Genomic DNA, 25,522 nt, shown 5'->3' on the forward strand with positions numbered 1-25,522 from the left:
GAGAGTGAACGAACTCATCCGAAATTGAGTTAAAAAGCTGATTCCTTTAGCTATTTTGCAAATACAGAGACAAAACGATTTCCGCGTCTAAATTCTTCGTTAACTTTAAATCCCTTGCGGCATTATGGGAATCGCGAGATAGTTTCTCAAATGACGGCTTCGCGGCCACTTTTTCGAAAGTGATGCCCTACTGGAAATAGTTCGCAAAATGAGCAACTCGCTGCCCAACAGATTTGATATTGAGATTGCCCAGCAGGGTGCCAAGATCTCCAACGCGTTGCATATGTTACGCAGCCAGCAGTATCCTCCTGATGCTCGCAAAGGGCTTCGTAAATTCCAACTAGGGGAAGTCGCGGATTTTATGGGGGTTACCCAGACCCACCTCCGACAACTTCATTCTGACGGAAAGGGCCCGGAGATAGAGTCGGTCAGCGGACGCCGCTACTATACGGCTGATCAAATGTTGGAACTCCGGGACTATCTTGAGGCCAATAAGAAATCTGACAAAAGGTATTACGTTCCTCGGCGACGCGAAGGCGAACCGATGCAGGTCGTCTCGGTCGTAAATTTCAAAGGCGGAAGCGGCAAGACAACTACTGCCGCACACCTCGCGCAATACCTTGCTCTTACTGGCCATCGCGTGTTGGCGGTCGACCTTGATCCTCAGGCGTCCCTCACCTCCCTTTTCGGGATCCAGCCCGAACTTGATGATACGGCGTCCCTGTATGAGGCTCTTCGTTTCGATGAGGAGCGGAAATCTATCGCGGACGTTATACAGCCAACCAATATCCCCGGTCTTGACGTCGTGCCTGCAAATCTGGTTCTGCAGGAGTACGAGTATGACGTCCCCCTGGCAATATCCTCCAAGAAAGGTGAGGATGGCCGGCTGTTTTATATGCGCATTTTCAATGCGCTTAAGCAGGTGGACGACAGGTATGATGTGGTGGTCATTGATTGCCCGCCACAACTTGGATATCTGACAATCACGGCGCTCATGGCCTCGACAGGCATTCTGATCACGATTCACCCTCAGATGCTGGACATCATGTCGATGAGCCAATTCCTGATGATGCTGGGCGGTATCATGGGTCCGGTCGCAGAGGCGGGCGCCGAGATGCGTGTCGAGTGGTTCCGCTATCTCGTGACGCGCTTCGAACCGACCGACATCCCCCAGGCACAGATGGTCGGGTTTATGCAATCCATGTTCGCGCAACAGATGTTGCGAAATCATGTGCTCAAATCAACGGCCATTTCTGACGCGTCGATAAAAAAGCAAACACTGTACGAGGTGGAGCGAGGCGATTTCGTCCGGTCTACCTATGATCGGGCAATGGAGAGCCTGAACGCGGCCAATGGTGAAATCCAGGACTTGATCCACGGCGCATGGGGGCGCAAATGACGTACTTGTCAGCCGTTTTTTTAGAGGTATTTGTGAACGATATCAATTACCTGTCGCTGATGAAAGCGAGTTCGGAGGCTGGCTATGGCGCGTGAAAATCCTTTTGCAAAACTAGACATGGCGTCAATCGCGTCGAACCAGACGCCGACAAAACCTGGGTACGGCATGACAGGGGCCGCTAAGACCGTCGTTCGGTCGATCGAGGATATGGCGGAGAACAGCAAGAAATTGATGCAGGGCGAAGTGATCGTCGATCTGGACCCGCAGTTAATTGACGGTTCCTTTGTCGCAGATCGCCTTTCCGACGATGGCGAGGAATACCAGGAGCTCAAGCAGGCGATAAAGGAATCCGGCCAGATAACGCCGATTCTGGTTCGCCCCAGCTCATCAGACGGCCAACGCTTCATGGTTGTCTTCGGTCATCGCCGTCTCAAAGTTGCCAGAGAGCTTGGAATTTCGGTCAAGGCAGTCGTCAAGAAACTGGACGATGTTACTTCCGCTATTGCACAGGGACAGGAGAATTCCGCTCGCTCCAACCTGTCGTTCATAGAGCGTGCATATTTCGCACAGAACCTGCTTGAGTCGGGAATGACGAAGGACGTGGTTCGGTCGTCGCTTGCGATCGACGAGGCGATGCTTTCGAAAATGCTGGGCGTCGTGGAAGCGGTCCCGGCTTCGATCCTCAGGGTGCTAGGAGCGTCCAAGAAGATTGGACGCGATAGGTGGCTGAGTCTCCGTCAATTGCTCCTCGCCCCTGCCCTTTCGAAGGTGGCCACAGAGCATACGGAAACCGCCGACTTCATGGAGTTGACCGAGGATGAGCGGTTTGATGAACTGCATGATTTTTTAAAGCGCTACAAAGTCAAATCAGCTGCCAAGAAGCCAAAGATCAGTTCGTCCGTGAAGGATTGGACGTCAACTGACTCTTCGCTGAAATTCGTGATGAACGCCAAGTCGAAGAAAGTTGCAATCGAACTCTCGAATGTCGAAGCGAAGCCTTTCAGTGAGTGGCTTTCAGCCCACATGGATCGTTTGTACGTCGAGTACAGAGGGTCGAAGCAGGAAAACAACGGAGACTGAACAGCAAAAGAAAAAGGCCCCCAAACGGTAAACCGTGGAAGCCTCTCTCGTATCTCTCGCAGGATTGAGAATCGCATTTCCCGGAATCACAGTCAAGAGTCTTGGCACCGATTTGGTGAGCGAATTTCCTTTGCCTGAAGAAAGGTGAAAGAAAAATGCATACGGGACATATAACGACGCCCTTTGGGCGGCGGCCAGCGAAGCTTGCCTTGGTGAAAGAGCAGTTCGCGATCGCGGCATCAACACCAAGCACGCGTGTCGAAAAGTGGAAGGTCTTTCGCGATGTGTGCGAAACGAGGGAGCGCTTCGGCCTGCAGGACCGAGCAATTGCCGTTCTCGATGCCCTTTTGACATTCTACCCTGATACACAGCTCGACGCCTCGAATGGGCTTGTTGTATTCCCATCCAATGCGCAGCTGTCGGTCCGCGCTCATGGGATCACGGAAAGTACACTGCGGCGCCAGCTCGGTGCGCTCGTGGATGCTGGACTTATCCTGCGTCGTGATAGTCCGAACGGGAAACGTTACGCACATCGTAGTCGCGATGGTGAAATCGAAAAAGCCTACGGGTTTGATCTGAGCCCGCTGCTCACACGGTCCACCGAGCTAGCCTTACTAGCCCAAGACGTCGCAGCGGAGCGGATGCGGTTTCGCCGGGCGAAAGAAACGCTTACGATATGCCGTCGAGACGTCCGCAAACTGATTACAGCTGCGATCGAGGAAGGTGCCCCTGGCAATTGGGGGCATGTCGAAACAATATACGTTGGAATTCTTAGCCGCCATCCGCGCTATCCAGACAGAAATGAGGTCGAGACAACGCTTGGAGAGATGGAGCTCCTGCGTGAAGAAGTCATCAACATGTTGGAGATGCAGGTTGAATCTAAGAATATGCACGGCAATGCCGGTCCAAATGATCGGCACACACAGAATTCAAAACCAGAATCTATAAATGAACTTGAACCTAGCTCTGAAGAAGAGCAGAGCGCAAAGGTGGCGGAAGAACCGAAAGCAAGGAGTGTGGCGGGCACAAAGACAAAGGCAAAACTCGAACAAATTAAGGCTTTCCCGCTTGGTATGGTCCTTAGGGCTTGCCCGCAGATTATCGACTACGGTCCCGTAGGCGGCATTGCACACTGGCGAGAACTGATGACGGCGGCCGTGGTGGTCCGCTCGATGCTAGGCGTCAGCCCGTCAGCCTATGAGGAGGCCTGCAGTGCGATGGGACCCGAAAACGCTGCGGTGGCGATGGCGTGCATTCTCGAACGATCGAATTTCATAAACTCGGCTGGTGGATATCTGCGAGACTTGACGAAAAGATCGGAGCAGGGAGAGTTTTCGCTCGGGCCAATGCTGATGTCGCTCTTAAGGTCCAACGGTGAAGGGAGTGCTGTTGCGTGAGAGATGATTTTACGCAAAACCGCTCGGATAAACTTGTCGAATATATCAACGCTTTCGAGACACGTTTGAAGCGACAGCACCCGAGGCAAATCAATGCCATACCATTCGTGGACTCTGCCCAATTCACTGGATGCCCGAAAGGTCATGCTGGCGAATACGCGACAAAGTTTGCAAACATCATCAATAATCTTACTAACCACCTGGACCGGTTGCGTGCGTGGGATAAGCTCATTTCCGAGCTCGACAATGACGAAAAGTATGCTGTGAGTCATGAGTTCTTGAATACATCGGGTTGGGGGCGCGCTTGGCCAATCCTATGCGATCAAATCACGCTTTGCCAGCGCCTCCCGGCATCTGTGCCATCAGGCAAACCGGGCATGGCAAACAAAAGTTTAGCTGGAGGACTTTTCCGAAGAACCTCTACCTCAACGATATTCAATCTTATGGCGCTGGTCGGAGTTCGAACCGACGCAGTCGGGGGGCCGCCTTTAAGGCTGCCTCTGTTGACTTCGGAAAATCATGGTATCTCGTCCAGATTTATACTGGGTATCACCGGCACCGTCCGACGGGCGGTCAAGTGAGAGATGAATTGGTGGCGACGAGCCTTTCGGCATTTTCAAAATTGCTCGATTGCTGCGAAACGAGGGAGATTGTTCTTAGGGAGCATGCGATGCGTTTACCCGTCTCGGAGCAAACGGCCGTAATCGCATCCGGCCCCTTGATAGGTCCCCTAAGGTAGGAGTAGCAGAACTTGTCAGCCGGTTTTTTTTGTCATTTTATCAGAAATTTCAGAGTGTTATGCGATTTGAGAGATTTTAAAGCCGAGGAAGGGTGCATACCATGAAGATCGGTATGAGGTCGTCAGTACAGACGATCTCCGACCCATTGGTTTCGTGGCGAGTTGCCTAGCCGCACGTGGTCAGCCGCAAACTGAGTTGGTTTTGGTCAGTCGGGGTCGAAGACTGCGAAGGTCCCGCGTTGGTAGCACTCTCGTGCAGCAAGGTCGCTGGCGACACAATCCTCAATGTGTGTTCTGAGTCTGCGAGATTAGCACGCTTGTCTGGCGGATCATCGCCGCGCCCGTCAGCAGGACAGCTAGGGTTTCTTAATCTTCCGGCCCTATACTCCTCCAGCACTGGTGTTTCGGGGAAAGCTTATTGTGCGGGGGCTTAATGGAATCGCACGATAATTTCGCCTATCTTTTGCCGTTTATCTTCTTGGCATTCGGCTGCTCATTTCTGTTTATACAGCGCTGGGGCATTGCCTCCGGGTTATACTGGGGGCTAGGCTATATTGCTGCCGCCTTCGGTTTCTGTGCGCCTCTTCTGCTTGTGGCGCTGTCGCGCGAGGCTCAAGCGGTGATCTCGAACGCCTTCTTCTTTGCCGCATTCTTTTTTTATGGCCAGGCGCTTCTGCATCGCTTTGGCCTTGGCCGCTCCTTGTTTGCCCTGCGCCTGAGTATTGCCGTTCTGGCTCAAGCCGTTGTCACTTATCTTATCGTCGAAAAGCATGATCTTAGGAGCGAGCTAATTGCGAGCGATATGGCATGCGCGCTTCTACTATTTATGCCGCTCTTGCAGGTCCGGGATCAAATCAGAAGGCCGATCGACCGACTGCTTGCCGGAATGGTCGGGCTGGTTGTTGCGGAAACTATCGCGCGGTTTTCCTCGCTTTTGCTGTTCACGTTCGGCGACGCCTATGTCTCACTCGACCAATTCCTGTCGTCCGACTACGCTTTCGTTATGCAGGTTGGGGCAAGTGTGCTGGGCTTCCTGCTGGCGCTCACTGTGCTTGGCACAATGATGCTGGATGTAATCGGCCAACATCGCCACGCGGCAGAATACGATCCGCTGACCGATCTTCTCAACCGTCGCGGTTTCGAGCGGGCTCTCCCAGATTTTCGGAAGGACAGCTTTCCGTCAGGCGCAGTGCTGGTTTGCGACATTGACCTCTTCAAGCAGGTCAATGACGGATTCGGCCATGCGGCCGGTGATGCGGTCATCGTCGGTCTCGCCAAGGTGCTGACCGAACTTCTGCCGTCGGGCGCGGTGGTCACTAGGTTCGGCGGCGAAGAGTTCGTAGATTTTATTCCGGGCGTGTCGCTAGCCGATGCGGGGATTATGGCAAATATCGTGAGAGTCTCGTTTGCCGAAAAGGGTTGGGACGAGACGGGAATCTTGAGCCCGACCACAGCAAGTTTCGGTGTTTCTTCCACGGCGCCTAACGATCATTCGGTGCATGATGCGATTTGTCGCGCCGATGTCTGCCTCTATGCGGCAAAGGCGGGCGGGCGTAATCAGGTCGTGCTGGAAGGCCATCTGGCGCCAAGGCCGCCGCCGCTGCGCGTCGTATCGGTTGCATGATCAGCCTCACTGGCCGCACAGGTCTCACAATCGCCTGCATCAGGTCATTGTCCACCCATATGTATGAACTTCGACTCGAGACAGGCTAGCTTATTGAGTAATCAGTGTCACTCGCGCGAACGAATGGTCGCGCAGGAAACGTTGTTATACGGGTTCAACATCGAGCGGCACGTCCTCTTAAAACCTTAGAAGAAGTGAATCAGAACTGCGCACCGACAGCAACGCCGACTCTCAACGGTATCGGCGCAAGGCTGGCTCGGCATCACTGAGATTTAACGGGTTTGTTCTCAAAGCGAATTCTAAAGTTGCGACGTTGGAAATCTTCTCTGAAACAGACGAAAATCAGTTCGAGATCTTGCAAAGCGTCTTTCCGTCCCAGGAGGCTTAACGAAGCTACGATGACGCCGTTATAGCCGCGTGTGATACGAAAAGCTGCATTGCGCATCGCGATGGCATCAGGATCTCCACGATCCTCTCGACGGTCATAGACAACCCAAAACCGGGCTGCTTTCCACGTCACCTCCAGCATTTCCCTCACTTTCGCGAGAAATTCTTCGCCGCTCATTGAGGGTCCCCACGACAGAGGCGTCTCGCCATCATCGTCCGCAACACTGAAATAGCCGTCGTATTCGCGACCGGTGTTCAGCGCTTCTTCGATCTTTGCAAATGTCTGGTCTTCAGTGATCGTCGTTTTGAACAAGATTGTCATGGACTAAGTTCCGAGCCTCTCAATTACAGCATTCTTGCCGCGCGACCGCTTCGACGTGTGGCATTGTTATAGTAGCTGGATGCTTGCTGAACGGAACGATGGCGTGATTGCTCCATAGCCTCGGGGAGGGGGATCCCACGGTTGGCAGCCTCGGTGAGGTAACCCGACCGCAACCCGTGTGCCGAAAACTCCGCGCTCTCCAACCCGGCCATCTCCGCCCGCTGTTTTAGAATCGCATTGACCGACTGCGGATCGAGCGCCCGCCGCGAGACCGTCCCCCATCGCCCGATCCCCCTGAAGACACTGCCCCTGTCGATCTTCGCCGCCGATATCCATGCATAGAGAGCCTCGACCGGCCGGCCGGTGAGATAGACGACATCGTCCTGCTCGCCGCTTGTGGTTTTCGTCCGGCCGAGATGAATGGCGAGAGAGGGAAGGGGAGGGCCGTCCGGCATCTCGATTGGCGGCTCGACGGTCAATTGTTCGGCCCGAAGTCCGGCGATCTCACTGCGCCGACGGCCGCCGGAGGCAAAGGCGACCATCAGGATCGCCCGGTCACGCAGATCGCGTAGGCCGTCGCCCGCGCACGTGGCCAGCAGTTTTGACAACACGTCGCCCGTAACCGCCTTGGCGCTCTTGCGAAGACGTTGTCTTGGCGCGGCTCGGATCGCCAGCCGGATCGCGGATTTGAGGGCAGGGGAGGTGAAGGCACCATCGAGGCCGCGCCATTTGGTCAATGTCGACCAGTTGGCCAGACGCCGACGCACGGTGGCTGGCGCGTGCGGGCCGATGGATTTGAGAAACCCCTGCTTTCGGAGTTTGTCATCGACCTCGGCCGGCATCCCATGATCCGGATCGGTGTTTTTTTTCTCGGGGTCCCAGAGATGATGCGCGACGAACTTGAGCAGCAGGGCTTCGGGCGCCGGCCAGGCAAGAGAATGCCCGGTCGCTGCCAGTCCCCAGGCTTCGAGGTAAGCCAGATCCGATGTCAGCGCCCTGAGTGTATTGGTGCCCATGCCGGCATTGACCAGGTGGCGCAGAGTGTCGATGTCCTGGTCGGTGAGAAGCTCGGCAAGTTCGTCGCGACGTTCAAGCGGAAGCACGGACGCAATGGTGTCGAGCTCTTCGGCGCGCCGTTCGACGGATGTCTGTGATTTTGAGAACTTGGCCACGAACGCTCCAGAATGGCTATTTTTGCGGCCCTGATGGCCCTGCTTTGCTGCGATTCTGTCTGATTTGGGGCTTGATATCAACTACCATCGATAAGAGGTAGTTATCGATGGTTCGACGCCCAACTCTAGACCATACCATGTAGTGAATCTTAACCCATATATAGCTTTCATTATATAATTATTAACCATGATTTCAATGGCTTACAATCTCGCAAAATTGCCAATATTGAGCTTACTGCGGCCGATTTCGGACGCAGCTTCAGCGTTGTCGCGTCTCGACGAGCGCATCGCCCGTTCTCCGGCCGGTCAAGGCTTTGTCGAACGCTCCCATTTCGCAGACGCCTGTGCTTCGCTCTGGATCGACGGCGAATTGGTGCACCTTGAAGACCTCGTCCTCCACGACGCCACCAAGGACATTCGCGCCCCGACCCACGAGCTCACCATCGCCCGCGATGTCTTGCGTACCCGCCGGAGACTTGTGTCTCAGCCGCCCGGCTGGGCACTATCTACCGAAGGCCTCCGCAGCCTCCTGCAGGGCCGGGCATGGCCCGGGCAGGCGTTGCCTGCAGCATCTTTGGGTGATGAGACCTCCGTCGTCGCTGACGACGACGCGCTGCCCGACATTGCGAACGCAGCAGGGGAGGGCAGCGAGGACAAAGGTGCGAGCGCGCTTGACGACGAATTCGCCGCGATAGACGCTTTACTCCCCGCTCTGAAGCCGCCATAGAACTAGCAAAGCGTCCCGGCCAGTTGGCGGCCGGGCGTGCGGCCGAAAAAAATCCTATGATTTATGATCTCGACTGGGATGAGGATGAGCGGCTGGACGAATGGCACGGCGTGGTGCGGCAGGCGCAGGATTTGCCGCCGGTGCTGCAGGCCATCGTCGCCCTCGATGCCTGGAATGAATTGTCAGTGCTGCAGCACGCACCCTGGCTTGGCCGGCTGCTGGCCGCCTCGATCCTGCGCCACGCCGGCATCACGTCAGGTACGCATCTGGCTGCCATCAATCTTGGCCTGAAAACCATCCCCGTGGATCGGCGTCGGCATTGCGACCGGGAGACGCGGCTGCTCGCCATCGCCTTTGGTTTGTTGGTGACAGCAGAACTCGGGCTGAAGGAGCATGACCGACTGGCACTGGCGCGAACACTGATGGAGCGCAAACTGGTCGGTAAGCGGACGTCGTCCAAACTTCCAAAAATAATCGAGATGGTTATGGGAAAACCATTGGTGTCGGCGGGGATGATCGCGAAGGACCTTGGCGTCACGCCGCGTGCGGCGCTGCGGATCGTCGAGGAGTTGGGCTTGCGGGAGATGACGGTTTCGAGCGTGGGGGATTATCTAGCAGCCATCTATACCTTTCCAGCCATGAGGTTGAGCTTGTCGAAGAACACACGATTACGCCGTTTTGCGTCCGTCAGCAGCTTTGTGTAATCAATCACTTCGAAGTAGACAGAGTGGTTTTTGTGGTAGCCGTAATAACTAAGGCCGTCAGGGCTTCCCTGAGCGTCTCGGTCGAGAAGCACCTCACGCAACGAAGGCGTGATGTCACAAATTATGTACGCGAAGGTTGGTACCTTCTCGTAGGCTAGTTTGATTGGTCTGCCCTTTTCGTCTTTGACCTGACCTTTGCGAATGTCGCGGATCTGATCAAGAACCTGTTGCAGGGGATTATCTTGGTCTGAATAATCATCCCTTTGCGGACGTTTGAACTCGACCACCACCAAGCTATTGACTGGTTGCTGACCTTCCTCCCCTTCCGAAAAGGTGATCTTTCGGTCAAAGATGAATAAGTCTGGTCGAAGGGCCGAGGTAGAGTCGAACTCTTCAAGCGACTTGAGCGGCTTATCAGACGATAAAAACCAGTGATAGGTCAGTCGTTCGTCGATCATCCACAGATTGTGTTGTGAATATAGTGTATCCCGGTCGGTGGACCGCATAGGGAATAGAATATTATGCACCGCTTCCTCGAGCGGGTACTTCTCGGTCTTCCGATCTGCGGATAGCGCCTTATCAAAGAGCTCAAGGACAATTTTTCGATGCATCACGTATTGTGCAAGGGCGCTCGCGCCCAGCTCATTCGACTGCTCCAGGAACTCTGCTAGACGATCGCGATAACCGTCGTAGTCTTTAAGCTTAGCGGCCTCAACGAGAATCTTCCCGCTTTCCTTCTTCAACGCGACCTCACGACGATGGAGCTCTCGATGTAAGGCGAATTCAATTTCGGTCTTACTTGCGTTTGGGGCGATGTCTCGAATAAACGACGGCAAGTAACGGAGCAAGGGCTTGTACTGAGGAGCATACGCCTGCACGAAACTCACAATTCTTTGTGTTTTAAGCTCATTCAGTGTCGCAATCAGATTGGCTAGGTCCTGCTCGATGAATTTAATCGACGCGTCTCTAATCTCTGAACGTCGGATTTCCCCGACGAGAGAGCCAAGCAACTCTTCCTCTGTATCTTCGCTCATTTCGAAGTCTGTGCGGAAGTTATTGACCTTATCGTTCAAATAACCGCCTTGGACAACCGCCAGATACGCGAAGCTCTTTCCGTCGACATTCTGGAGCTTGGTTGACAAATTAGGCACAAACTTGTCGAGCATCTCGGACAGAACACCGCGAGAATTCGCCGCGTATATAAGCTTGTGTTTCGTAGCGCGCGGGGCCGTGAGCCGGAAGCCATGAATTGTGAATTCCCGATCGCGGATCGTAAAAGTGTCACCAGAAGCATACTTCTCGAAGTGATCACGGTAGACATCGTTCAGAGACGTCTTGATCCCGCCGTCGATGATGTCAACGTAAGGGCAGTCATCGTTCATGAGAACCAGGATGAAGTGCTCTGCAAGACGAAGAGCCAATTGGTCAACTTCACGGGGGCATTCTTCGCTATAAGGGTTTCGGAAATGTTCTAGGCGAACGACTGTCTTTACCTCGACATCTTTGGCTTCGTCTAACGAAGCAAATTCGGGATCGTAACTGAAGTCGAACGCGAATTCCCTTCGCCATTTAGTAACTTGGCCGCCATCGTCCGCCTGAAAGACACTGGAGATGTGGACGCGATCAAATGCTTTGAGCCACATGAAGCGGCCGAGGCCTTTGCCGCCACGATCATACTTGTGATCTGAAAACGCAGTGTTGAATGACTCAAAGTTATCGTCGTCGAAGCCGATTCCGGTATCGGTGATAACAAACCCTCGAATTGCAGGTGTCTCATCTGCAAACAAACCTGGTTCGTCTCGTTCTATCTCGATTGTGATCCGATGATCTCGTTTCGCCCTCGAATCCTGTACGGCTTGAAATGAATTCATAACCGCTTCAAACAGCGGCAAAAGAGCCTTCCATTTAGGGAGGGGCGTCTGCCTGATCTGATTCCGCAAATTTGTGCGGAGCATTCCGGCTTGAGTTGGCTTGATTTGATCCACAGGTGATATCCACGAGGCAATTTGTCAAGTTGTACCAGTTCACCTTGAATTCCGCTACGTCAGGGTTGGAGATCATTTAGCTGCGGTGCCTGTTCGATAATCACAATTGCCTGCGCGTAACCTTTCGATGCGTTTGTCGAGCATCTGATTTTGTATCCTCCCAGTTTTGCGAGCCTCCTCCTTGCACCACGTCTAAGTTCAATCCCGGTCGCGGCGGGCGTAATCATGACTTCAATGTCGTGCCAACCGACCCAGCGCGTAACGCCTATCCCGAGCGCTTTCAATACGGCCTCTTTAACTACAAAGAGCGTGGAAAAATACCTCGTGTCCCCAAGGCCTTGCGCTCGTCGGCGCTCGTCGTCCGTACAGAATCTTGAGACAAATCGCTCTCCCCCATGATCGAGTGCATCAGCAATCCGTTCGAGCTCGATTAAGTCCATACCAACTCCAATAATCATTCAAAGTTTCACTTTCGGACATTGAATGTTTGATTTTCGGACATTAGTATGTTAGCATTCTTCTAGTTGTAAAGGAGATTCTCGTGAGTGCGATGTCGTTAACCTTGCTCAAAACAGTTCCTTTATTTCCTCGCGAAGATGTGATGGCTGTTCTTCGCGAGGATTTACTTCGGGCCGTTAGGCGGCGATATCGGCGAAAGGGTCTTCCGCTTCCAAAAGATGATATAGAAGTTGTTCTCCTAACCATCGAAATCGATTCCCTAACCGTTGTCGAAATTCTTGCTAGCTTGGACGACATTCTCCCGTTCAAAGTCACAGAATGCGTTGTGAAAGCCGGCGGATACAAATCTATCGCCAACGCTCTCGATCATCTCGCCTCAAGAATCGAAAAGAAATGGGACAAGTTTCAAGGACATAGCAGATGACTGAACATACGACGTTTGGAGGCGACGATATCCATCGTCGGCGTCTTGGCGAACGCCTACGAGAGGCTCGTGAATATATCGGCTACTCGCAGGACGAAGTGGCTGCCTTTCTCCGTTTGCCACGCACAGCTGTGACGAATATGGAAAGTGGCACTCGAAAGGTTGAAGCACTCGAGCTCTCTAGACTCGCTGAGCTTTACCGGAAGACCGTCGGTTATCTCATGGAAAATGATGCCGCTGGTGATGCTTTACCCCCGGACGTCGCTCATTTGGCCCGACAGGCGGCAAAGCTGTCGGTGAAAGATCGCGAAGAATTGGGCCGGTTTGCTGAGTTCTTGAAATCCCGTTCGCCGAATGGGAATAACATATGAACGACATTGCCGGTGCGGTTCGCTTAGCTGTATTGGAAGCCAACCGACTCCACCGTGATCTGGGCATCCAGGCGAGGGTGATCCGGGGTAATGGGCGAGTTGATGTCTACGACGCGATCTCCCGGCTCGACGTTCCATTGTTTTTCACTAAGCTCGATGGCCTTTTAGGCGCATACTACCGACATCCCTCACCGGGTATCCTGGTGACGACAGAGCGACCGCTGAACCAGCAAAGATTCACTGCGGCGCACGAGCTTGGACATCACTGGCTAGGACATGCTCCAAGCATTGATGATACGCACAGTGCCCTTCGACGCATGCCATTCCAGCAAGGACGAGGCGACAACATTCAGGAAATCGGTGCCGAGACGTTTGCCGCGTCATTTCTGTTGCCGCGATGGTTGCTGGACTGGCACTGCGAGCGCCAGGACTGGACCGACGATACGTTCTCCGATCCTATCATGATTTACCAACTCGCCCTTCGCGTGGGCGTCAGCTACGCGGCGACGGTGTGGACGCTCCAGCGTTACGGCGTCTTCGACAGAAATTTTGCTTTTGCCGCAGCTGCGGTTGAAGTTAAAGAGCTGAAGAAGCGGTTATTACGTGGCTACAAGCCGACAAACTACCGCGGCGATGTCTGGCTCGTTACCGAGAGTGATGAACGCCGTCCGGTCCATGGCGGGCCTCTCGACCTGCTTGTCGTCAAACTTCGTGAGCAGAGTGGGGGCGGCTATCTCTGGCGCGTAAAAACAATTGATGATGAGGCTCTTGCGATTGTCGATGACGAAAGGGAAATGATTCCTGACTCGACGGTGGGCAGTCCGACCTTAAGGGTCCTGACGGCGTCGGCGCGGGGACGCTACGAGGGAGTTCTGGCCCTTTCGCAGGCACGACCGTGGCAGCCGGCTGAGGTCCTTTCCAGTCTCCAATTCCACTATGATTTCCATGGTGCGCATTCACAGGGTTGGTACAAGGATCAGCGCGATCGGTACCGTGACAACCTGGCGGCGGCTTAAAATGATTAGCATCACAGTAGATCTTCGCAGCAGGTTTGGAACGGCACGCGATCAGGGGCCGCGCCCCACTTGCCTGGCGTTTGGGATGAGCGACTTGCACGCCTTTCATCGGGGCCTGTGGCAGCCGCTTTCCTGCGAATACTTGTTTTACCATACTCAACGGCGGTTCAAGCGATCCTTAGATGCCGGAGCTTCACTGTCGGAAATGCAGGTGGCGCTCGAAGAGGACGGTCAACCGGTCGAACACGATTGGCCATATCTCGTTCAATTGCCTCAAGACATCGAGCACTATGGCCCGCTAATTGCCAGTACCGTTTACCGGCGGCGATCAGAGCGACACGCTATCGGTCTTGGAGCGATAGAACAAGCGTTGCTGGAAGGCATTCCCGTGCTCGCAGTGATCACGCTATCGGACGCATTCTATATGCCTGACTCGAACGGCATTATCGTACCAATCCCCGGTGATCTGCCAGACCCCACCCGACGGCACGCCTTGGTTCTAACGGGTGCGGCAACATTAAACGGCGAACGGCATTTTTTAGTGCGCAATAGTTGGGGCAAAGATTGGGGTTTGGCAGGTTATGCATGGCTATCAGCGCCGTTTTTGCAGCCAAGACTGGACCATGCCGTTATCTTAAAGGAGGATGTCTATGTTTCTGCCTAGAATTCAAAAGCCGACCTGCGCCACCGCTTGGCTTGCGGCATCGCAAGCGGTTTACGGTATGAAGGATCATGAGTCCCATAACGTCGTCATTGACGTCGCCGATCCATTGGCGGAAACGCCGGCTGACAAGGCGACCGTGGATCTGTTGGACAAGTACCTTGCCAGTTTTACTGAAAACGAATTCCTTGTTCGCACGGTCGCGAACACCATCTTTCCGCAGGCGCTCTACGAAGACCATGGCTCGCCGGAATTCTACGACATTTACCTAAATCGGGTTTTCCCTCGGTTGAAACGATCATCGCGCGACTGGGGCCGTTATTTCGAGCGAATGATTGCCTACCCGGGCCCGGGAGGGGCCACCAATCTTCTAGGCGACTTAGTTTCCAAGATGAAGCGACATGTCGCTAGCGGCACGGTCTACCGTAACATCTACGAGCTGCCGATTTACAATCCGGCCAAAGATGCGGGCGGATCTCCACGGGGTGGGCAGTGCCTGAGCTTCCTCAGTTTCAAGATAGACCGGTATCGCAGGCTGCATCTGTCTGCAATTTATCGAAACCACTACTATACCGAAAAACTGCTGGGGAACTTGATTGGCCTTGGAAATCTTATGTCTTTTGTCGCCGATGAAACTGGGCTGACATGTGGACCGCTTACGGTCCTCTCAACTCATGCAGAGGTGGACAAAGGAGGCGGCCTTCAGTCCGACCTTCGTGAACTGCATCAGGCCTGCGCAGCGTTTCTGGAACAAATCCATCAACCCGTTGCGGATTAAAAAGGAAGAGTGGCTTGTTTCGGAGCCGGGCTTGGAAGGCCATAATGGTGATACATTCCCGAAACGAACTCAGTTTGTCCGCCATAGCTTGGATGTCGGACCTGTTGCGAGATAATGTCGAGTTCCGACAGGGCGGACTGTGCATCCCGCCCAATAGCAATGACGCTGCTTGGCCGAAGCGTCTCAAGCAACCACGCAATGAACGGTCGGCAAGCATGGCGTTCAGCGCGGGTATGACAGCGGTTGGACATCGCGTCGCCCCGCTCATGTGGATGCAGCGGAAATACATTCCAAAGAAAAATTGGCTGGCTGACCGCGCTCAAAACATCCCAGATAACGGTCGCAGTTCGCTCCGACAGAGCCGGGCCATTGGTGGCACGGGCGAGCGGCAAAGATCCGTACAGCTTACCATGCGCCTCAAGGTGCATTTCGTCAGTCAGCGCAAGGCCCGTCCTGCGGCCGCCGCGATAGCCAAGGTCTCGTGCAATCCAAAGTGAGGCGACGCCTTTTTCCTGGGCTGCATCAAGAACATGCTTCAAATTCGCACGGCGGACAGCAGGCGCGTCAGGAACGTCGAATTTTCCGCACCGGTCCCGATAAGGGTTGAAGGCAGCATCAAACTGCAGGTTACTCAATTTATCGAGGAAATCGTCTGTGCTCTTGATGGTGCTGTGCATATCGAATCGCCTAACGGAGGAGTTAGCGACGTTGTGACACCACTTTTCTCGCCTGCTCGCAACTCAGTCTTGGGTTCCCCAAAGGGAAAGTGTTCTATTTTGCCTGGGGTGCGGCAAAAATACACATTTTCCAGTGGACGATTGAAGAGATCCCATAACGATGGAATTACCATTGTTGTCTGCCGACCGACGCACGGTTATAGATACTCTACCAACAGCGAAGGATTTATACGCTCGTGACAACGCTAACCTCAGCTGACCTGATTCGCTTGCAGCAAGAGCAATTCCGCCACGACCAGCGGAACCATTCTGACATCTGGTGCTTGGCTAAGCCAGATCGGTTGAAACACTACGGATTGCACTTTGCAAAGTACGTGGGCCGAGTCGCGCGGGGGGCGGATGAAAGTAAGAGTGTTGAGCGCACCATAGTAGATACAGCGTTGGTATGTTTAAGCGCTGCCAATGTTCTGCATCAGCACTTGCAGCATAAGGATCCAGAACCTCTCAGCAGTCAAATCGATCCATTGCGAAATTTTGCCAATGCGGCAGGACGTTTTGCCGACGCCTGCGAGAAAATCGATCACTTAGAAGAATTTCTGACAATTGCCCGCTCGGCTAATGACGAAGTTCTTTCTTGGGTTGTCACAGCGGCGAGCGAACGTCAGTTCGATCTTGAAGAAGGGATCAGGCAGCGGCGGAAAGAGCTCGCTGCCCGGCAGTTTTACATAGCGGATTGATTGATGAGTTTCTGGAGCGGTGAAACCTTAAAAGCTAACAAGTCCGTCGTAGAAGATTTTAGTGACGCGCAGATTGACGTCAATGCGTACAACCTACGTATGGGCGATTCCTACTTCCGAACCGCAGACGGATCTGTCGTCAAAGAAGCTAAGAAAATGAAACTGCAGGCCGGAGAAGCGTTCATTATCCCGCCTGGTCAATTCGCGTTCTTGGTATCAAGAGAAGTTGTTCGTGTGCCTCCGGACGCTATGGCTTTTATCTCGATGCGCACGAAAATAAAATTTGAAGGGCTAATCAACGTATCTGGATTTCATGTCGACCCAGGTTACAACGGTAAACTAGTTTATTCTGTTTATAATGCGAGTCCCGCCTCAATCCAGATATGTGAAGGCGACAACCTATTCAAGATATGGTTTGCTCAACTCGACAGAACCTCGGAACCGCCTTATCTCTTCGATGGCAAGGCTCAAGCCGGCATAAGTAATGAACTTGTTCGTGGCATGAGCCAAGAGGTTTTCTCTCTTCAGGCGCTGGCTGTGAAAATGCGCGAGCTTGAGGCCAGCATCAATCAGAAACTCGCGGAACAAAAGCCGGTTATTGACAATCTGACCTTTATCTGGCGGGCTGTACAACTCGCAATTTTGGGCGCTCTTATTCTCGCGTTCCTTACGGCAGCTTGGCCATCCCTCCACGCTGCCGGCGAAGCGCTACTAAATTTCCTGCAGGACAAGACCAAGTCCTAGTCTATGCTTTCGTCAGCAGATTTAGGGTCTGCAGCTATTAAGCGGTATGAAAGAGCATATGATTGCACATCCTGCAGCATAGCACTCGTTGCTAACGACAGGATCAGCCCTTCGGCGAGGGCGGTTGGGCCTGATATAAGTTGAGCGAACGGCGGTTGGCTTGAAAGCGTCATCCACAAACCGGCCGCGAGTGCCGAGACCGCAAACAGGCCGGATATCGTAAAGAAAATCATCAAAACCCACAACTTTGTTAAGTGCCAATCACTTGCTAGGGAAAACCAACTCTCCTTTCTCACAACGTGTTCACCCGCACTCGAATAAAGAGATATCACGCCCAGTGGATCGGTCGGATGATATATAAGTATGTCAATTACATCTATTGATGGCTGGATTTTATAGAGCGCCGCGAAACGGATCTGGCGTTCCGCGGCTGTCAGACCTGAATACGCTTTGAAAAACGCAGCCTCTACCTCAACGTCGTTTCGGGTGCGAAATATGCCAGTTTGTGAAACTTTAGCATATACTGAGATCGCGATGATCAAAATGCAGGCGAACTGTAGCGGCTGAAATATCGATCCGGTAGTGGGCGGCAGGGATGTGAAGGTTTGGCTTAAAAGCCGCGCGGCCAAATGCCATACGTTGCAAAACAGAAAAGGTGTCGCAGCAAGGATCGCCAAGGTTAGAAACTTGTCTAGCTTTAACCAAACACCTAATTTAGCTGCAAAGTTACGGCTCAGGTAAACACTTTCCTTTGACACTATTGGACCCCTAAAATCATTCAAATTCAACAAACGGTTGAGATTCTGCATATTAACGGTTAAAGTGAGAATAAATTCTTGTCAATCGCTAAGCATAATTGAAATATATAAATACAAACAAATAACTATTATAATATTTTATCTATTTTGATAAAATTCAATAGAATAAAATAAGGCGATCAATAGGCTGTTGATGTTTTATAGTTAGGTTTTAAAGTGCTTTACACGCGCCCCTTCGGTTTTCATTGAGGGACGACAATAGCGCTAATTTGACCTACTCGCTCTTCAGGAATTTCGCATTCACCCATCCTTTTTGGCCTGTTTCTTTGACTAGGACTTGGACCCAACCGGCCTGCTCATCGACTACGGTTACAGCGAGCCCTGCTGACAGTACCTCGATCACGGGCGAACTGGGATCTGGCCCTCTTCGCATATTAAGGTTGGTCGTGGTTCGCGATACCTTTGCGCTCGTTTGCGCATCTGACGGAGCGTCCGCTATCCCAGGGGTCGCTTTCACTTCTTTCGTGGTCAAGGGTGCGAGCGGCGAAGCTGCATTGCCAGACTCAGCTGCGGAAGCAGCGGAGCCACCCATTTTCTGCGCCAGCGCAGCCTCGATTGCAGTATCAAATGCCTGTTTGATATCCTTATCAATGCTTCGAAATTGCCTCGCAGGCGGGTCTTCTTCTGCCGCCTTCATCCCTGTTGGAAGAGATGGGGGCTTCTGATCGGTCGTCGTAGATGGCGTTTCAACGCGTGCAGACGTCTGCGGGCCTGGGGTCTGGTTTTGACCCGATGAACCATTGCCAACTGTTTGAGATGAGCCTGGTGAAATTTTACTAGAAGCAACCTCTGGCTTGGAGGATATCTTTGCTAAGACAGTCGCGGCGACCGTCATAGCGACGATAATCCAGAAATTCCGATAAGGTGCAGACATTGGCGATTATCCCCTGTCTACTTCGATTTGCTTCATCTGGACTAGTGCATCGTACAGGGTCTGCGGAGGTTCGTTTCGAAGGCGTTCTGCAGATTCACAAACGCTTTTCAACTGATCAGGAGCATTTGCGAGTTTTTGTTCAAGCCCCACGCGTTCCATGGTGATCGCGCTCTTGACCTGTTGAACCAGATGAGGCTCGGCTGGAGCTGTCGGGTTGAAAGCAAATTTTTGGCCCACGGAGCTCGCCCACGCTTCCACTTCCCCAACGAGAGAAGGTCCAAATCCTGGAAGCTTCGGGACACGCCGATTTTTCACATCAAGGGCATTGGCGAAACCATAAGAGGCGAGAGTTGCTTTGCGACTTTGACCGACCCCTGGTATCTTAGCGCGCTCGATTAATTGCGATTTCATGTAGCTTGTGAACTGTCGCTCGCGCTTGGTCTTTTCGAGCTCGCCAAGCAGCTCGCGCTCTTTCGCTGGCAAGCCTGAATATGTGTCGGCAAGCGACAAAAAGAGTTTTCGCTTCTCTTCAAATGTCGCCGGACCCGCTAGGGCAAGCCAAGCCTGTCGTTGCTCGTCCCATTTGGCCTTGGCATCCCGGTATGCGACCGCGAATTTTGCCTTCAGGCTCACCGAGACGGAAGCCATCACGATTGCTCCGACGCACAGCGCTGTTCCCCAGAAGCCGTGCACGAACAGTGCAAGGTAGCTCCCGACCATCAGTGCGGCGGCTCCCGCAAAAACCGTTAACGTTCTCTCAGATCTGGCAGCACGCCCCACCTCGGATAACTGGAGGGTTGGAAGCGGCGGTAACGCGGTTTCCAGCTCTGGAGGCGAGGGCGGCGCAGGCATTGCCTTAATCGCTTCAACTATGTGGCTGATATCCATGACGGTCAGTTCGCAGTGATCCCGAAGGCGTCGAGCACATCGGGCGTAATGGTTCCGGTCACTTTAAGATTGTAATCAGTCTGCATCGCGATCAGCGCTGTTTTACATCCCGGGCCGACCTGACCGTCGATCAGCCCCGAATAGTAGCCGTACGCGGTCAGTGCTGTCTGAACCCGCATGACAATCATTTTGAACTTGTCTGTGTTGCCGGCAAGAGGCTTCAGCGGCGCAGGGCTTGGCGTGACTGGCGCACTATAAAGCGGTGCAGGCGTTGCTGGTACCGGGGGTGCTACAGGCGCGCTGGGCGCAGACGGATAGATCGAGCGGGCGGGTGGGTTGTAAGAAGGGGACGGCGACGAGTATGTCGATGATCCACCATAGCTGTATCCACCGCCGCTACTTGATCTGTGACTGGAGTGCGAGCGGTGACTGGAATGAGATCGATGTGACCTGTGCCCCGCAAGCGTGAAGACATGCTTCAGTTTCAGCCGTTCGAGAATTGTTGGAACAGAGTTCTTCTTCTCGACAAATTCACCAATTGGCATCGCTGTCGTTTTGGACGGCAGAAAACCGGCCGCTAAAAGCGACGGGATCAAGAATATCCGCGATTTCATAATGGCCCCAGTGCAGCAAACCCCTGCCGATGATCATACCACTGAAAGAACCCACCACAAGTTCCGCGAGCACTACAACTATCGCAAAAATCAAGATACTTCCGTTTCCAGTCGGAAATAGTTGATGGTGCATGCGCGCGGTAGCCCGGAGGAACCGAGCAGGCTGGGAAGTTGTAGAGCCACGCCTGAATCCCTCGCGCCGCAGCAATATCAATCGCTCTGGCAAGCGGATCGAAATCAGTCGAAGTGTCTTTGAATGAAGTCGTCCAGTTCATCCGACCGTATCCGATCCGTTCAAGTTGCATCACGGCCCAGAATGATACAGCACTCAATCTCGTCGAAACGAAATCGGCAAGAGCTGGAAGGTCGTCCCAATTCTGCTGCAGAACAACTGTGCGAAGTTCTACTGAAGCACCTGCGCGAAGCAGAGTAGCGAGCCCGCGTTCGAGAGATCTGAACGCTCCGTCTTTTCCAACTATTCGATCATGGACGTCGGCTGTGGCTGAGTAGATTGGGACACCCCATAGAACGCGATCCCATCCGAGGTCGGAAAGCGTTTCGATATCTCCGGCATTGAGGTGTTGGGCGTTGGTCAGAACGTGGAAGCGAATATCCGGCCGGGCTTTCGTAACGTGCGAAAGCATTTCGAACAGTCGATGCTTATGTAAAAGAGGCTCGCCACCGGAAATCCCGATCGTGGCGCCTATCGGGGCCAGCAGAGCCGCGAGTGCAAAATGTTCAAACATGTCATGGTGATGCTTCTTGGGCGGCTGCGAACACATGACGCACAGCTGGTCACATTGCTCCGTGACGAGAAACGTGTTGTGTTCCGACTTAGCTCGTATCAGACGATGAGCGCTAGCTTGTCCTGGCAGCAGGAGAAGCACGTCTCCATCCATGCATTCATCGACGCCTGCGTAAACACCCAGGGAAAATCCATTGAAATCGTACTCCCGTCGTTCGCCAGCGACCTCATTTAAAAATGCATCGTGCTGACCGTTAGCGTCGGAAGGATCATCGTTGAGCCTGACGACCAGGGGAACGTCGATTGGTAAGGGATCGACTTTGAGGCGCAACTCAATCATCGGTGAGACTTCGCAAGCGAGCGATCGAAGCGAGCAGATCCTGACCATATGGCAAGGGATTTTTGAACCTTCGGATCGTCTGAATAGATCAGGGAAAAAATCTTATCGAACAGGTAGGTATGGCGTTGGCAAAAATCCGTGAGATGTTTCGGGAGATCGATCCGTCCGTATCGTGACAGGTCGTCTACCAAGTCAACACCACAAAAGGCCTGATAGGGACAATGGACGCAATCCGGGTGCAAGTTGTTGATCGCTTCGCCGTTTAAAATCTCAATCTTATCCCGGTTCATGCCGTTGAAGACATCGCCCATGGACAGGTCCAGCTGCCCCACGCGGGTCACCATGCGCGCTTCATCAGTGGGATAAAATTTCCCGTCGTAATCGATGACGACGTAGCTTTGACCGATGATATTCGGGTTGCGAAGATCGGCATGATGGTTATGGCCGGACCGTAGAACCCGTCTGAGACAGTGCGTGAAATAATACTCTTCAACGGGTTGGTCAGCATCCCAGTTGAAGGCAATCAACTCGTCGATGAAATCCGAGTGGTATTGATTCCACACCGCTGCGCTGCTGCGAGCGTCGAACTTTTTGCGAGCAAAGCCCTGGTAGTTCACAGGGCGCAGATAAATTGAGTAGAACCCGTAGTGAACGAAAGACGCGATTAATGCGCTCGGTGGCGGTGCTTTGCGTGGGTCAATGGTGGGGAGAGCTGAAACTTTGTCGGCGCCCAGCCTTTCGATTGCGATGTCGAGATTATTGAAAAACGCTGTCGTTTTCTCGTCACTCACAGTTCTCTGTGCTTGATGGATTGCTCTCGTCGCATCGAGTGACGTGCTGGTGAACACGTCCGGCTCTTTCAAGACTGCCCAAGCTTCATCTGAAACCTCTTGTAGGTTTGTACAGATGACAAACTCACAGTGATCGAATTTGCTTCGACAGAATTCCATCACATCCTTGATGACGTCGAGACGCAGGAGCGGCTCGCCTCCCTGAAACTCGATCTTGATGGTGGTGGTTGACAGGCCGTCAAGGAAGCTTACGACACCGGCCAAGGTTTCAGCATCCCAGTCGAAGCCTCGCGCACTCTCGTTGACGCGCGATACCTGACAATAACCGCAAGCCAGGTTGCACCTCAGCGTCGGCACCAGAATGACGTAGTCGATCTCAGCCGGAAGGTAGAGACGGCTGGCGAAACGCTGCTCAAAGCCAAGATAGGTGAGGTCGCCCACCCCGCTGAACGCACTACCGTTCGTATGCAAGAAGTCGAGATCTGACGCCAGCAGCTCGTCGCGGGCATAGCGGTGCAGAAATGCTTCGCCTGCTTTGAAATAGCCACCGGCGTCATCTGCGAAAAGGACATCCCCGTCGCCGGCTACGCGGAACTTAAGAGGTGCGACCAGCAACGCCTGTCACTCCCTCAATTAGCATCTTGCGCATTGGCAACGTCTGTTCGAAAATCTTCTGACGATAGAGACAGAACTGAAACTCCTGCTTCACGCGTGGATCACCAGCATTCGTCCCAGTGAAGCGAACGATGTTTCCATCGACGTTAAGCTCGAGCTCCGGATACAGATACTGAAACCGCACCGAGGCGTCCGGGAGCCATTCCATGAGCAACTGGTCGATGATCAATTGCGAACTGTTGGGTAGATTTTCCATTTCAAGACCATTCATTAGACGCCAACTAGACAGGTAAAAGCAGGCTATCACACGTTGAGAGCTGCACTAGAGAAAAGACTACCGCAGGTTATATGAGAGGGACGTTGAACAGCCCTTACTATCGCCAATCTCGTGCTTGAGAAGCTCGATCCATTCTCCGTCGTCGAAGCTGAAAAACTGGATTGCGCATTCTCCTGAGCCGGCGTCTGACCATTGGGCGGTCATCAGGCGGCTGGATAGCTCGTACTTCAGAGAGAGATCGAGGTTATTTCGTCCGCCTACAGGCAACTTGAAAACCTCACCGGTGCGGACATTTCCGACATAGGCGTTCGAACAGCGAGCGCCGCAATCGATTTGGATGACCGCATATTCACCGGCGAAAGCAGGGCCTTCCGCCATCCGCATTGCAATCCGGTCTTGATAAGAGCGGACTGTCGAATTTTGGCCACTCAAATCAGGGGGATTTCTCGGCCCGGAATAGACACGGGCCACAGGCAATTGCGTGTATTTTATCCTCGACAGCACCATTTTTCTTTTAGGTTTGTCGGTGGAACTGCTCATCGGTGTCCATGCGATAGGACTATATCCAATATCCGCAATCGATGTCGCGCCGCGAAGGTTCTTGAAATAAACCGCGTCGGATATCGCCATCGAATGAAGCGTGGCAACCGTCTCCATATGAGCATATGCATCCGCGCCATGTCGACGTTTCAGGCCAAGGAGCTCTCTTCGCCCGATATTTGTCACGAAAGTCGCTATCGTCTTCGAACCGGAGACTTCATAAAAGTTCGAGATCGTGACGCCGCCATCCGGAGTGCTCGAGACCGATGAGCCGCCTGCAGGCAACAGACCAAGATTGCCAAAGCGCTTCTTGATATCTGCGAGAGTTGTTTGGCCGAACCTGAAGTCGGAAAAGTAAGCGAGCTGGCGCAAGCCTTTTCCATCCCATTTGGCCTCCAAGCGAACCAGTTTCCCGGTCGACTGCTCGGAGGTCGCTGAGACTTCGACCCCATTTGCAGCCATGAATTTCCCGTCGACATAACCGCCAAAACTGTTCTGCCAGGCAACGCCATCCAGCTTACCACGGTCCTCTCCGATTGAGTGCCCAGCGACGACTTGAGCTGCCGCCTCAGAAGGAGCATGCAAGACGACCACGCCAAGGGCAACGGACAAGCTGGCCCACCGGAAAACAGATCGCAGCTTTAGTGATAACATTTCGTGCCGGCCCCCGCCCGTGTTCCATTAGGACGATCTCACGTTATCAGGTTCGGCACACTACGAAATCACTAATTGAACGCAGTGGATGGATTTTCGCGAAGAACGCGAATTTTGTGCGCTAATCCAAACCGGCCGTCGTGTGAACGGTACTCCACCTAGCTGATGCAGGGTCATAAAAGTCTATTCTAATCTATTCTCACTCGACTCTAGATTGTCGTCGTGCTTATTTCCTTTCGGGGATTTTTTCGGGGGCATCATGAACACCAAATTCGCTGCAGCGCTCTTGTCTTGCGCTATGCTGACGGCTTGCCAATACAAGGCGGAGCCGCTCACAGTCGCAACCTACAATGTCTATTCGTCTTATGAAGGCAAGCTTCCCGGCAAGTACTTGCTCTTCGTTGATGGGTCGAAGCTGGATAAGCCAATCAAGCCATCGGACATGAACTGCGCAGCGCACACATTCCCGCTCAATCTCTCATCCAGCTTTTCTGGCTCGGTAAGGCAGACCTTTGCAAACCTGGTGACCGAGTTGGAGCCTGTTCAAGCGCCTGTCGGCCGCGATGAGCTCAAGGCGCGTGGTGCCCGTGGCATGATTATCGTTAAGGGCGAAGACGTGAACGCTCGACTGCGCGTTGTGCCAGGCTTCTGGGTTGCCGGCATGGAAACGGAAGTTGAGGTCGCGGCATCCATTACTGTTGACGGGCAATCGGGGCGCCTGCTTGGCACTACAGTCTCCGGTGACGGCAACGCGCAAGGCGATGCCGGCTTTGCTTGTGAAGGTGGTGCAAAATCGCTCACTCAATCTGCTGAGCAAGCGATGAAGGAAACGTTAGGCCGCTTGGGCGAGGCACTGACCAATTCAGATCGCGTTCGCAACGGCAAATAAAAGGTTAGTCGAAAGTGTGGAAACGCACTCAAACTGCTTACAAAAAAGTGTTCGAAGGTGCTCTGGCCGCACAG

Annotated in this window: 25 protein-coding genes and 1 pseudogene; 13 read left to right on the forward strand and 13 right to left on the reverse strand. The window is 53.3% G+C overall.

Annotation, left to right across the window (positions count from 1 at the left end; translation table 11 throughout):
* Positions 1 to 208: 208 nt before the first annotated feature.
* The 4 genes from repA to IFT53_RS21330 all read left to right on the forward strand — a co-directional run bounded on the left by repA (position 209) and on the right by IFT53_RS21330 (position 6,239).
* The gene (repA, locus tag IFT53_RS21315; protein ID WP_042615767.1) at positions 209 to 1,399 is read left to right on the forward strand and encodes a plasmid partitioning protein RepA; all 1,191 of its coding nucleotides are present in this window, start codon (positions 209 to 211) and stop codon (positions 1,397 to 1,399) included.
* Positions 1,400 to 1,483: 84 nt separating this feature from the next.
* On the forward strand, positions 1,484 to 2,479 hold the full coding sequence (repB, locus tag IFT53_RS21320) for a plasmid partitioning protein RepB (RefSeq protein ID WP_192067471.1): 996 nt from the start codon (positions 1,484 to 1,486) through the stop codon (positions 2,477 to 2,479).
* A gap of 155 nt (positions 2,480 to 2,634) precedes the next feature.
* On the forward strand, positions 2,635 to 3,876 hold the full coding sequence (gene repC, locus IFT53_RS21325) for a plasmid replication protein RepC (protein WP_192067470.1): 1,242 nt from the start codon (positions 2,635 to 2,637) through the stop codon (positions 3,874 to 3,876).
* 1,172 nt (positions 3,877 to 5,048) lie between these two features.
* Entirely contained in the window at positions 5,049 to 6,239 is a 1,191-nt protein-coding gene (locus IFT53_RS21330) for a GGDEF domain-containing protein (protein ID WP_192067468.1), read from the forward strand.
* Positions 6,240 to 6,501: 262 nt separating this feature from the next.
* On the opposite strand, the gene IFT53_RS21335 is transcribed toward IFT53_RS21330, so the two are convergent.
* On the reverse strand, positions 6,502 to 6,948 hold the full coding sequence (locus IFT53_RS21335; RefSeq protein WP_192067466.1) for a hypothetical protein: 447 nt from the start codon (positions 6,946 to 6,948) through the stop codon (positions 6,502 to 6,504).
* Between the two features lie 23 nt (positions 6,949 to 6,971).
* Positions 6,972 to 8,120, reverse strand: coding sequence for a tyrosine-type recombinase/integrase (locus IFT53_RS21340; RefSeq protein WP_192067464.1), 1,149 nt, complete (start codon positions 8,118 to 8,120; stop codon positions 6,972 to 6,974).
* 187 nt (positions 8,121 to 8,307) lie between these two features.
* Here IFT53_RS21340 and IFT53_RS21345 point away from each other — a divergent pair.
* Positions 8,308 to 9,462 (forward strand): annotated as a pseudogene (locus IFT53_RS21345) (RHE_PE00001 family protein).
* A gap of 7 nt (positions 9,463 to 9,469) precedes the next feature.
* Here the strand turns inward: IFT53_RS21345 and IFT53_RS21350 are convergent.
* Together IFT53_RS21350 and acpS are read right to left on the reverse strand one after the other, a co-directional pair.
* The gene (locus IFT53_RS21350) at positions 9,470 to 11,536 is read right to left on the reverse strand and encodes an ATP-binding protein (RefSeq protein WP_192067462.1); all 2,067 of its coding nucleotides are present in this window, start codon (positions 11,534 to 11,536) and stop codon (positions 9,470 to 9,472) included.
* Positions 11,537 to 11,595: 59 nt separating this feature from the next.
* Positions 11,596 to 11,994 (reverse strand): holo-ACP synthase, encoded by a 399-nt coding sequence (gene acpS, locus IFT53_RS21355; protein ID WP_192067460.1) that lies wholly within the window; start codon positions 11,992 to 11,994, stop codon positions 11,596 to 11,598.
* Positions 11,995 to 12,077: 83 nt separating this feature from the next.
* Between acpS and IFT53_RS21360 the strand changes: the two genes are divergently transcribed.
* The 5 genes from IFT53_RS21360 (at position 12,078) to IFT53_RS21380 (ending at position 15,245) form a co-directional block, all read left to right on the forward strand.
* Complete coding sequence (locus tag IFT53_RS21360; RefSeq protein WP_192067459.1) at positions 12,078 to 12,419, forward strand: hypothetical protein; 342 nt, start codon at positions 12,078 to 12,080, stop codon at positions 12,417 to 12,419.
* A complete protein-coding gene (locus tag IFT53_RS21365; RefSeq protein ID WP_192067457.1) occupies positions 12,416 to 12,790 on the forward strand; it encodes a helix-turn-helix domain-containing protein in 375 nt (124 codons plus the stop codon). The genes IFT53_RS21360 and IFT53_RS21365 overlap by 4 nt, the downstream gene beginning before the upstream one ends.
* Complete coding sequence (locus IFT53_RS21370) at positions 12,787 to 13,806, forward strand: ImmA/IrrE family metallo-endopeptidase (protein WP_192067455.1); 1,020 nt, start codon at positions 12,787 to 12,789, stop codon at positions 13,804 to 13,806. The genes IFT53_RS21365 and IFT53_RS21370 overlap by 4 nt, the downstream gene beginning before the upstream one ends.
* Positions 13,807 to 13,891: 85 nt before the next feature.
* Positions 13,892 to 14,470 (forward strand): C1 family peptidase, encoded by a 579-nt coding sequence (locus IFT53_RS21375; RefSeq protein WP_192067454.1) that lies wholly within the window; start codon positions 13,892 to 13,894, stop codon positions 14,468 to 14,470.
* Positions 14,457 to 15,245, forward strand: a complete 789-nt coding sequence (locus IFT53_RS21380) for a hypothetical protein (RefSeq protein WP_192067452.1) — start codon at positions 14,457 to 14,459, stop codon at positions 15,243 to 15,245. The genes IFT53_RS21375 and IFT53_RS21380 overlap by 14 nt, the downstream gene beginning before the upstream one ends.
* Here IFT53_RS21380 and IFT53_RS21385 read toward each other — a convergent pair.
* A complete protein-coding gene (locus IFT53_RS21385; protein ID WP_192067450.1) occupies positions 15,242 to 15,922 on the reverse strand; it encodes a uracil-DNA glycosylase in 681 nt (226 codons plus the stop codon). The two genes, IFT53_RS21380 and IFT53_RS21385, sit on opposite strands and share 4 nt — an antisense overlap.
* A 236-nt stretch (positions 15,923 to 16,158) precedes the next feature.
* Here IFT53_RS21385 and IFT53_RS21390 point away from each other — a divergent pair, with 236 nt between their 5' ends.
* On the forward strand, positions 16,159 to 16,659 hold the full coding sequence (locus IFT53_RS21390) for a hypothetical protein (RefSeq protein WP_192067448.1): 501 nt from the start codon (positions 16,159 to 16,161) through the stop codon (positions 16,657 to 16,659).
* A gap of 3 nt (positions 16,660 to 16,662) precedes the next feature.
* Positions 16,663 to 17,403 carry a dCTP deaminase gene (locus tag IFT53_RS21395; RefSeq protein ID WP_192067447.1) on the forward strand — a complete coding sequence of 247 codons (741 nt, stop codon included), beginning with the start codon at positions 16,663 to 16,665 and terminating at the stop codon, positions 17,401 to 17,403.
* On the opposite strand, the gene IFT53_RS21400 is transcribed toward IFT53_RS21395, so the two are convergent.
* From IFT53_RS21400 to IFT53_RS21435, 8 genes are all read right to left on the reverse strand, one after another.
* Entirely contained in the window at positions 17,400 to 18,161 is a 762-nt protein-coding gene (locus IFT53_RS21400; protein ID WP_192067445.1) for a hypothetical protein, read from the reverse strand. The genes IFT53_RS21395 and IFT53_RS21400 overlap by 4 nt on opposite strands.
* Before the next feature lie 274 nt (positions 18,162 to 18,435).
* Positions 18,436 to 19,095 carry an SH3 domain-containing protein gene (locus IFT53_RS23850; RefSeq protein WP_244656420.1) on the reverse strand — a complete coding sequence of 220 codons (660 nt, stop codon included), beginning with the start codon at positions 19,093 to 19,095 and terminating at the stop codon, positions 18,436 to 18,438.
* Positions 19,096 to 19,101: 6 nt separating this feature from the next.
* The gene (locus IFT53_RS21410) at positions 19,102 to 19,983 is read right to left on the reverse strand and encodes a hypothetical protein (RefSeq protein ID WP_192067443.1); all 882 of its coding nucleotides are present in this window, start codon (positions 19,981 to 19,983) and stop codon (positions 19,102 to 19,104) included.
* A 5-nt stretch (positions 19,984 to 19,988) separates the two neighbouring features.
* Entirely contained in the window at positions 19,989 to 20,597 is a 609-nt protein-coding gene (gene hxsA, locus IFT53_RS21415; RefSeq protein ID WP_192067442.1) for a His-Xaa-Ser repeat protein HxsA, read from the reverse strand.
* The gene (hxsC, locus tag IFT53_RS21420) at positions 20,594 to 21,682 is read right to left on the reverse strand and encodes a His-Xaa-Ser system radical SAM maturase HxsC (RefSeq protein WP_192067440.1); all 1,089 of its coding nucleotides are present in this window, start codon (positions 21,680 to 21,682) and stop codon (positions 20,594 to 20,596) included. Before hxsC ends, hxsA begins: the two co-directional genes overlap by 4 nt.
* On the reverse strand, positions 21,679 to 23,088 hold the full coding sequence (gene hxsB / locus IFT53_RS21425; RefSeq protein WP_192067438.1) for a His-Xaa-Ser system radical SAM maturase HxsB: 1,410 nt from the start codon (positions 23,086 to 23,088) through the stop codon (positions 21,679 to 21,681). Before hxsB ends, hxsC begins: the two co-directional genes overlap by 4 nt.
* Positions 23,069 to 23,344, reverse strand: a complete 276-nt coding sequence (locus IFT53_RS21430; RefSeq protein WP_244656419.1) for a hypothetical protein — start codon at positions 23,342 to 23,344, stop codon at positions 23,069 to 23,071. Before IFT53_RS21430 ends, hxsB begins: the two co-directional genes overlap by 20 nt.
* Before the next feature lie 78 nt (positions 23,345 to 23,422).
* Complete coding sequence (locus tag IFT53_RS21435; protein WP_244656418.1) at positions 23,423 to 24,304, reverse strand: hypothetical protein; 882 nt, start codon at positions 24,302 to 24,304, stop codon at positions 23,423 to 23,425.
* A gap of 514 nt (positions 24,305 to 24,818) precedes the next feature.
* Between IFT53_RS21435 and IFT53_RS21440 the strand changes: the two genes are divergently transcribed.
* Positions 24,819 to 25,448, forward strand: a complete 630-nt coding sequence (locus tag IFT53_RS21440; RefSeq protein ID WP_244656417.1) for a hypothetical protein — start codon at positions 24,819 to 24,821, stop codon at positions 25,446 to 25,448.
* The last annotated feature ends 74 nt before the right edge of the window (positions 25,449 to 25,522 follow it).

The organism is Rhizobium sp. CFBP 13644, assembly GCF_014842165.1.
In the GTDB taxonomy this organism is placed as follows: Bacteria; Pseudomonadota; Alphaproteobacteria; order Rhizobiales; family Rhizobiaceae; genus Agrobacterium; species Agrobacterium tumefaciens_C.

Excerpts from the sequence above, each read along its gene's own strand:
- repA (WP_042615767.1), top strand. The coding sequence starts at position 209 with ATGAGCAACTCGCTGCCCAACAGATTTGATATTGAGATTGCCCAGCAG.
- repB (WP_192067471.1), top strand. The coding sequence starts at position 1,484 with ATGGCGCGTGAAAATCCTTTTGCAAAACTAGACATGGCGTCAATCGCG.
- repC (WP_192067470.1), top strand. The coding sequence starts at position 2,635 with ATGCATACGGGACATATAACGACGCCCTTTGGGCGGCGGCCAGCGAAG.
- IFT53_RS21330 (WP_192067468.1), top strand. The coding sequence starts at position 5,049 with ATGGAATCGCACGATAATTTCGCCTATCTTTTGCCGTTTATCTTCTTG.
- IFT53_RS21335 (WP_192067466.1), bottom strand. The coding sequence starts at position 6,948 with ATGACAATCTTGTTCAAAACGACGATCACTGAAGACCAGACATTTGCA.
- acpS (WP_192067460.1), bottom strand. The coding sequence starts at position 11,994 with ATGATTATTGGAGTTGGTATGGACTTAATCGAGCTCGAACGGATTGCT.
- IFT53_RS21365 (WP_192067457.1), top strand. The coding sequence starts at position 12,416 with ATGACTGAACATACGACGTTTGGAGGCGACGATATCCATCGTCGGCGT.
- IFT53_RS21370 (WP_192067455.1), top strand. The coding sequence starts at position 12,787 with ATGAACGACATTGCCGGTGCGGTTCGCTTAGCTGTATTGGAAGCCAAC.
- IFT53_RS21375 (WP_192067454.1), top strand. The coding sequence starts at position 13,892 with ATGAGCGACTTGCACGCCTTTCATCGGGGCCTGTGGCAGCCGCTTTCC.
- IFT53_RS21380 (WP_192067452.1), top strand. The coding sequence starts at position 14,457 with ATGTTTCTGCCTAGAATTCAAAAGCCGACCTGCGCCACCGCTTGGCTT.
- IFT53_RS21385 (WP_192067450.1), bottom strand. The coding sequence starts at position 15,922 with ATGCACAGCACCATCAAGAGCACAGACGATTTCCTCGATAAATTGAGT.
- IFT53_RS21395 (WP_192067447.1), top strand. The coding sequence starts at position 16,663 with ATGAGTTTCTGGAGCGGTGAAACCTTAAAAGCTAACAAGTCCGTCGTA.
- IFT53_RS23850 (WP_244656420.1), bottom strand. The coding sequence starts at position 19,095 with ATGTCTGCACCTTATCGGAATTTCTGGATTATCGTCGCTATGACGGTC.
- IFT53_RS21410 (WP_192067443.1), bottom strand. The coding sequence starts at position 19,983 with ATGGATATCAGCCACATAGTTGAAGCGATTAAGGCAATGCCTGCGCCG.
- hxsA (WP_192067442.1), bottom strand. The coding sequence starts at position 20,597 with ATGAAATCGCGGATATTCTTGATCCCGTCGCTTTTAGCGGCCGGTTTT.
- hxsC (WP_192067440.1), bottom strand. The coding sequence starts at position 21,682 with ATGATTGAGTTGCGCCTCAAAGTCGATCCCTTACCAATCGACGTTCCC.
- IFT53_RS21430 (WP_244656419.1), bottom strand. The coding sequence starts at position 23,344 with ATGGAAAATCTACCCAACAGTTCGCAATTGATCATCGACCAGTTGCTC.
- IFT53_RS21440 (WP_244656417.1), top strand. The coding sequence starts at position 24,819 with ATGAACACCAAATTCGCTGCAGCGCTCTTGTCTTGCGCTATGCTGACG.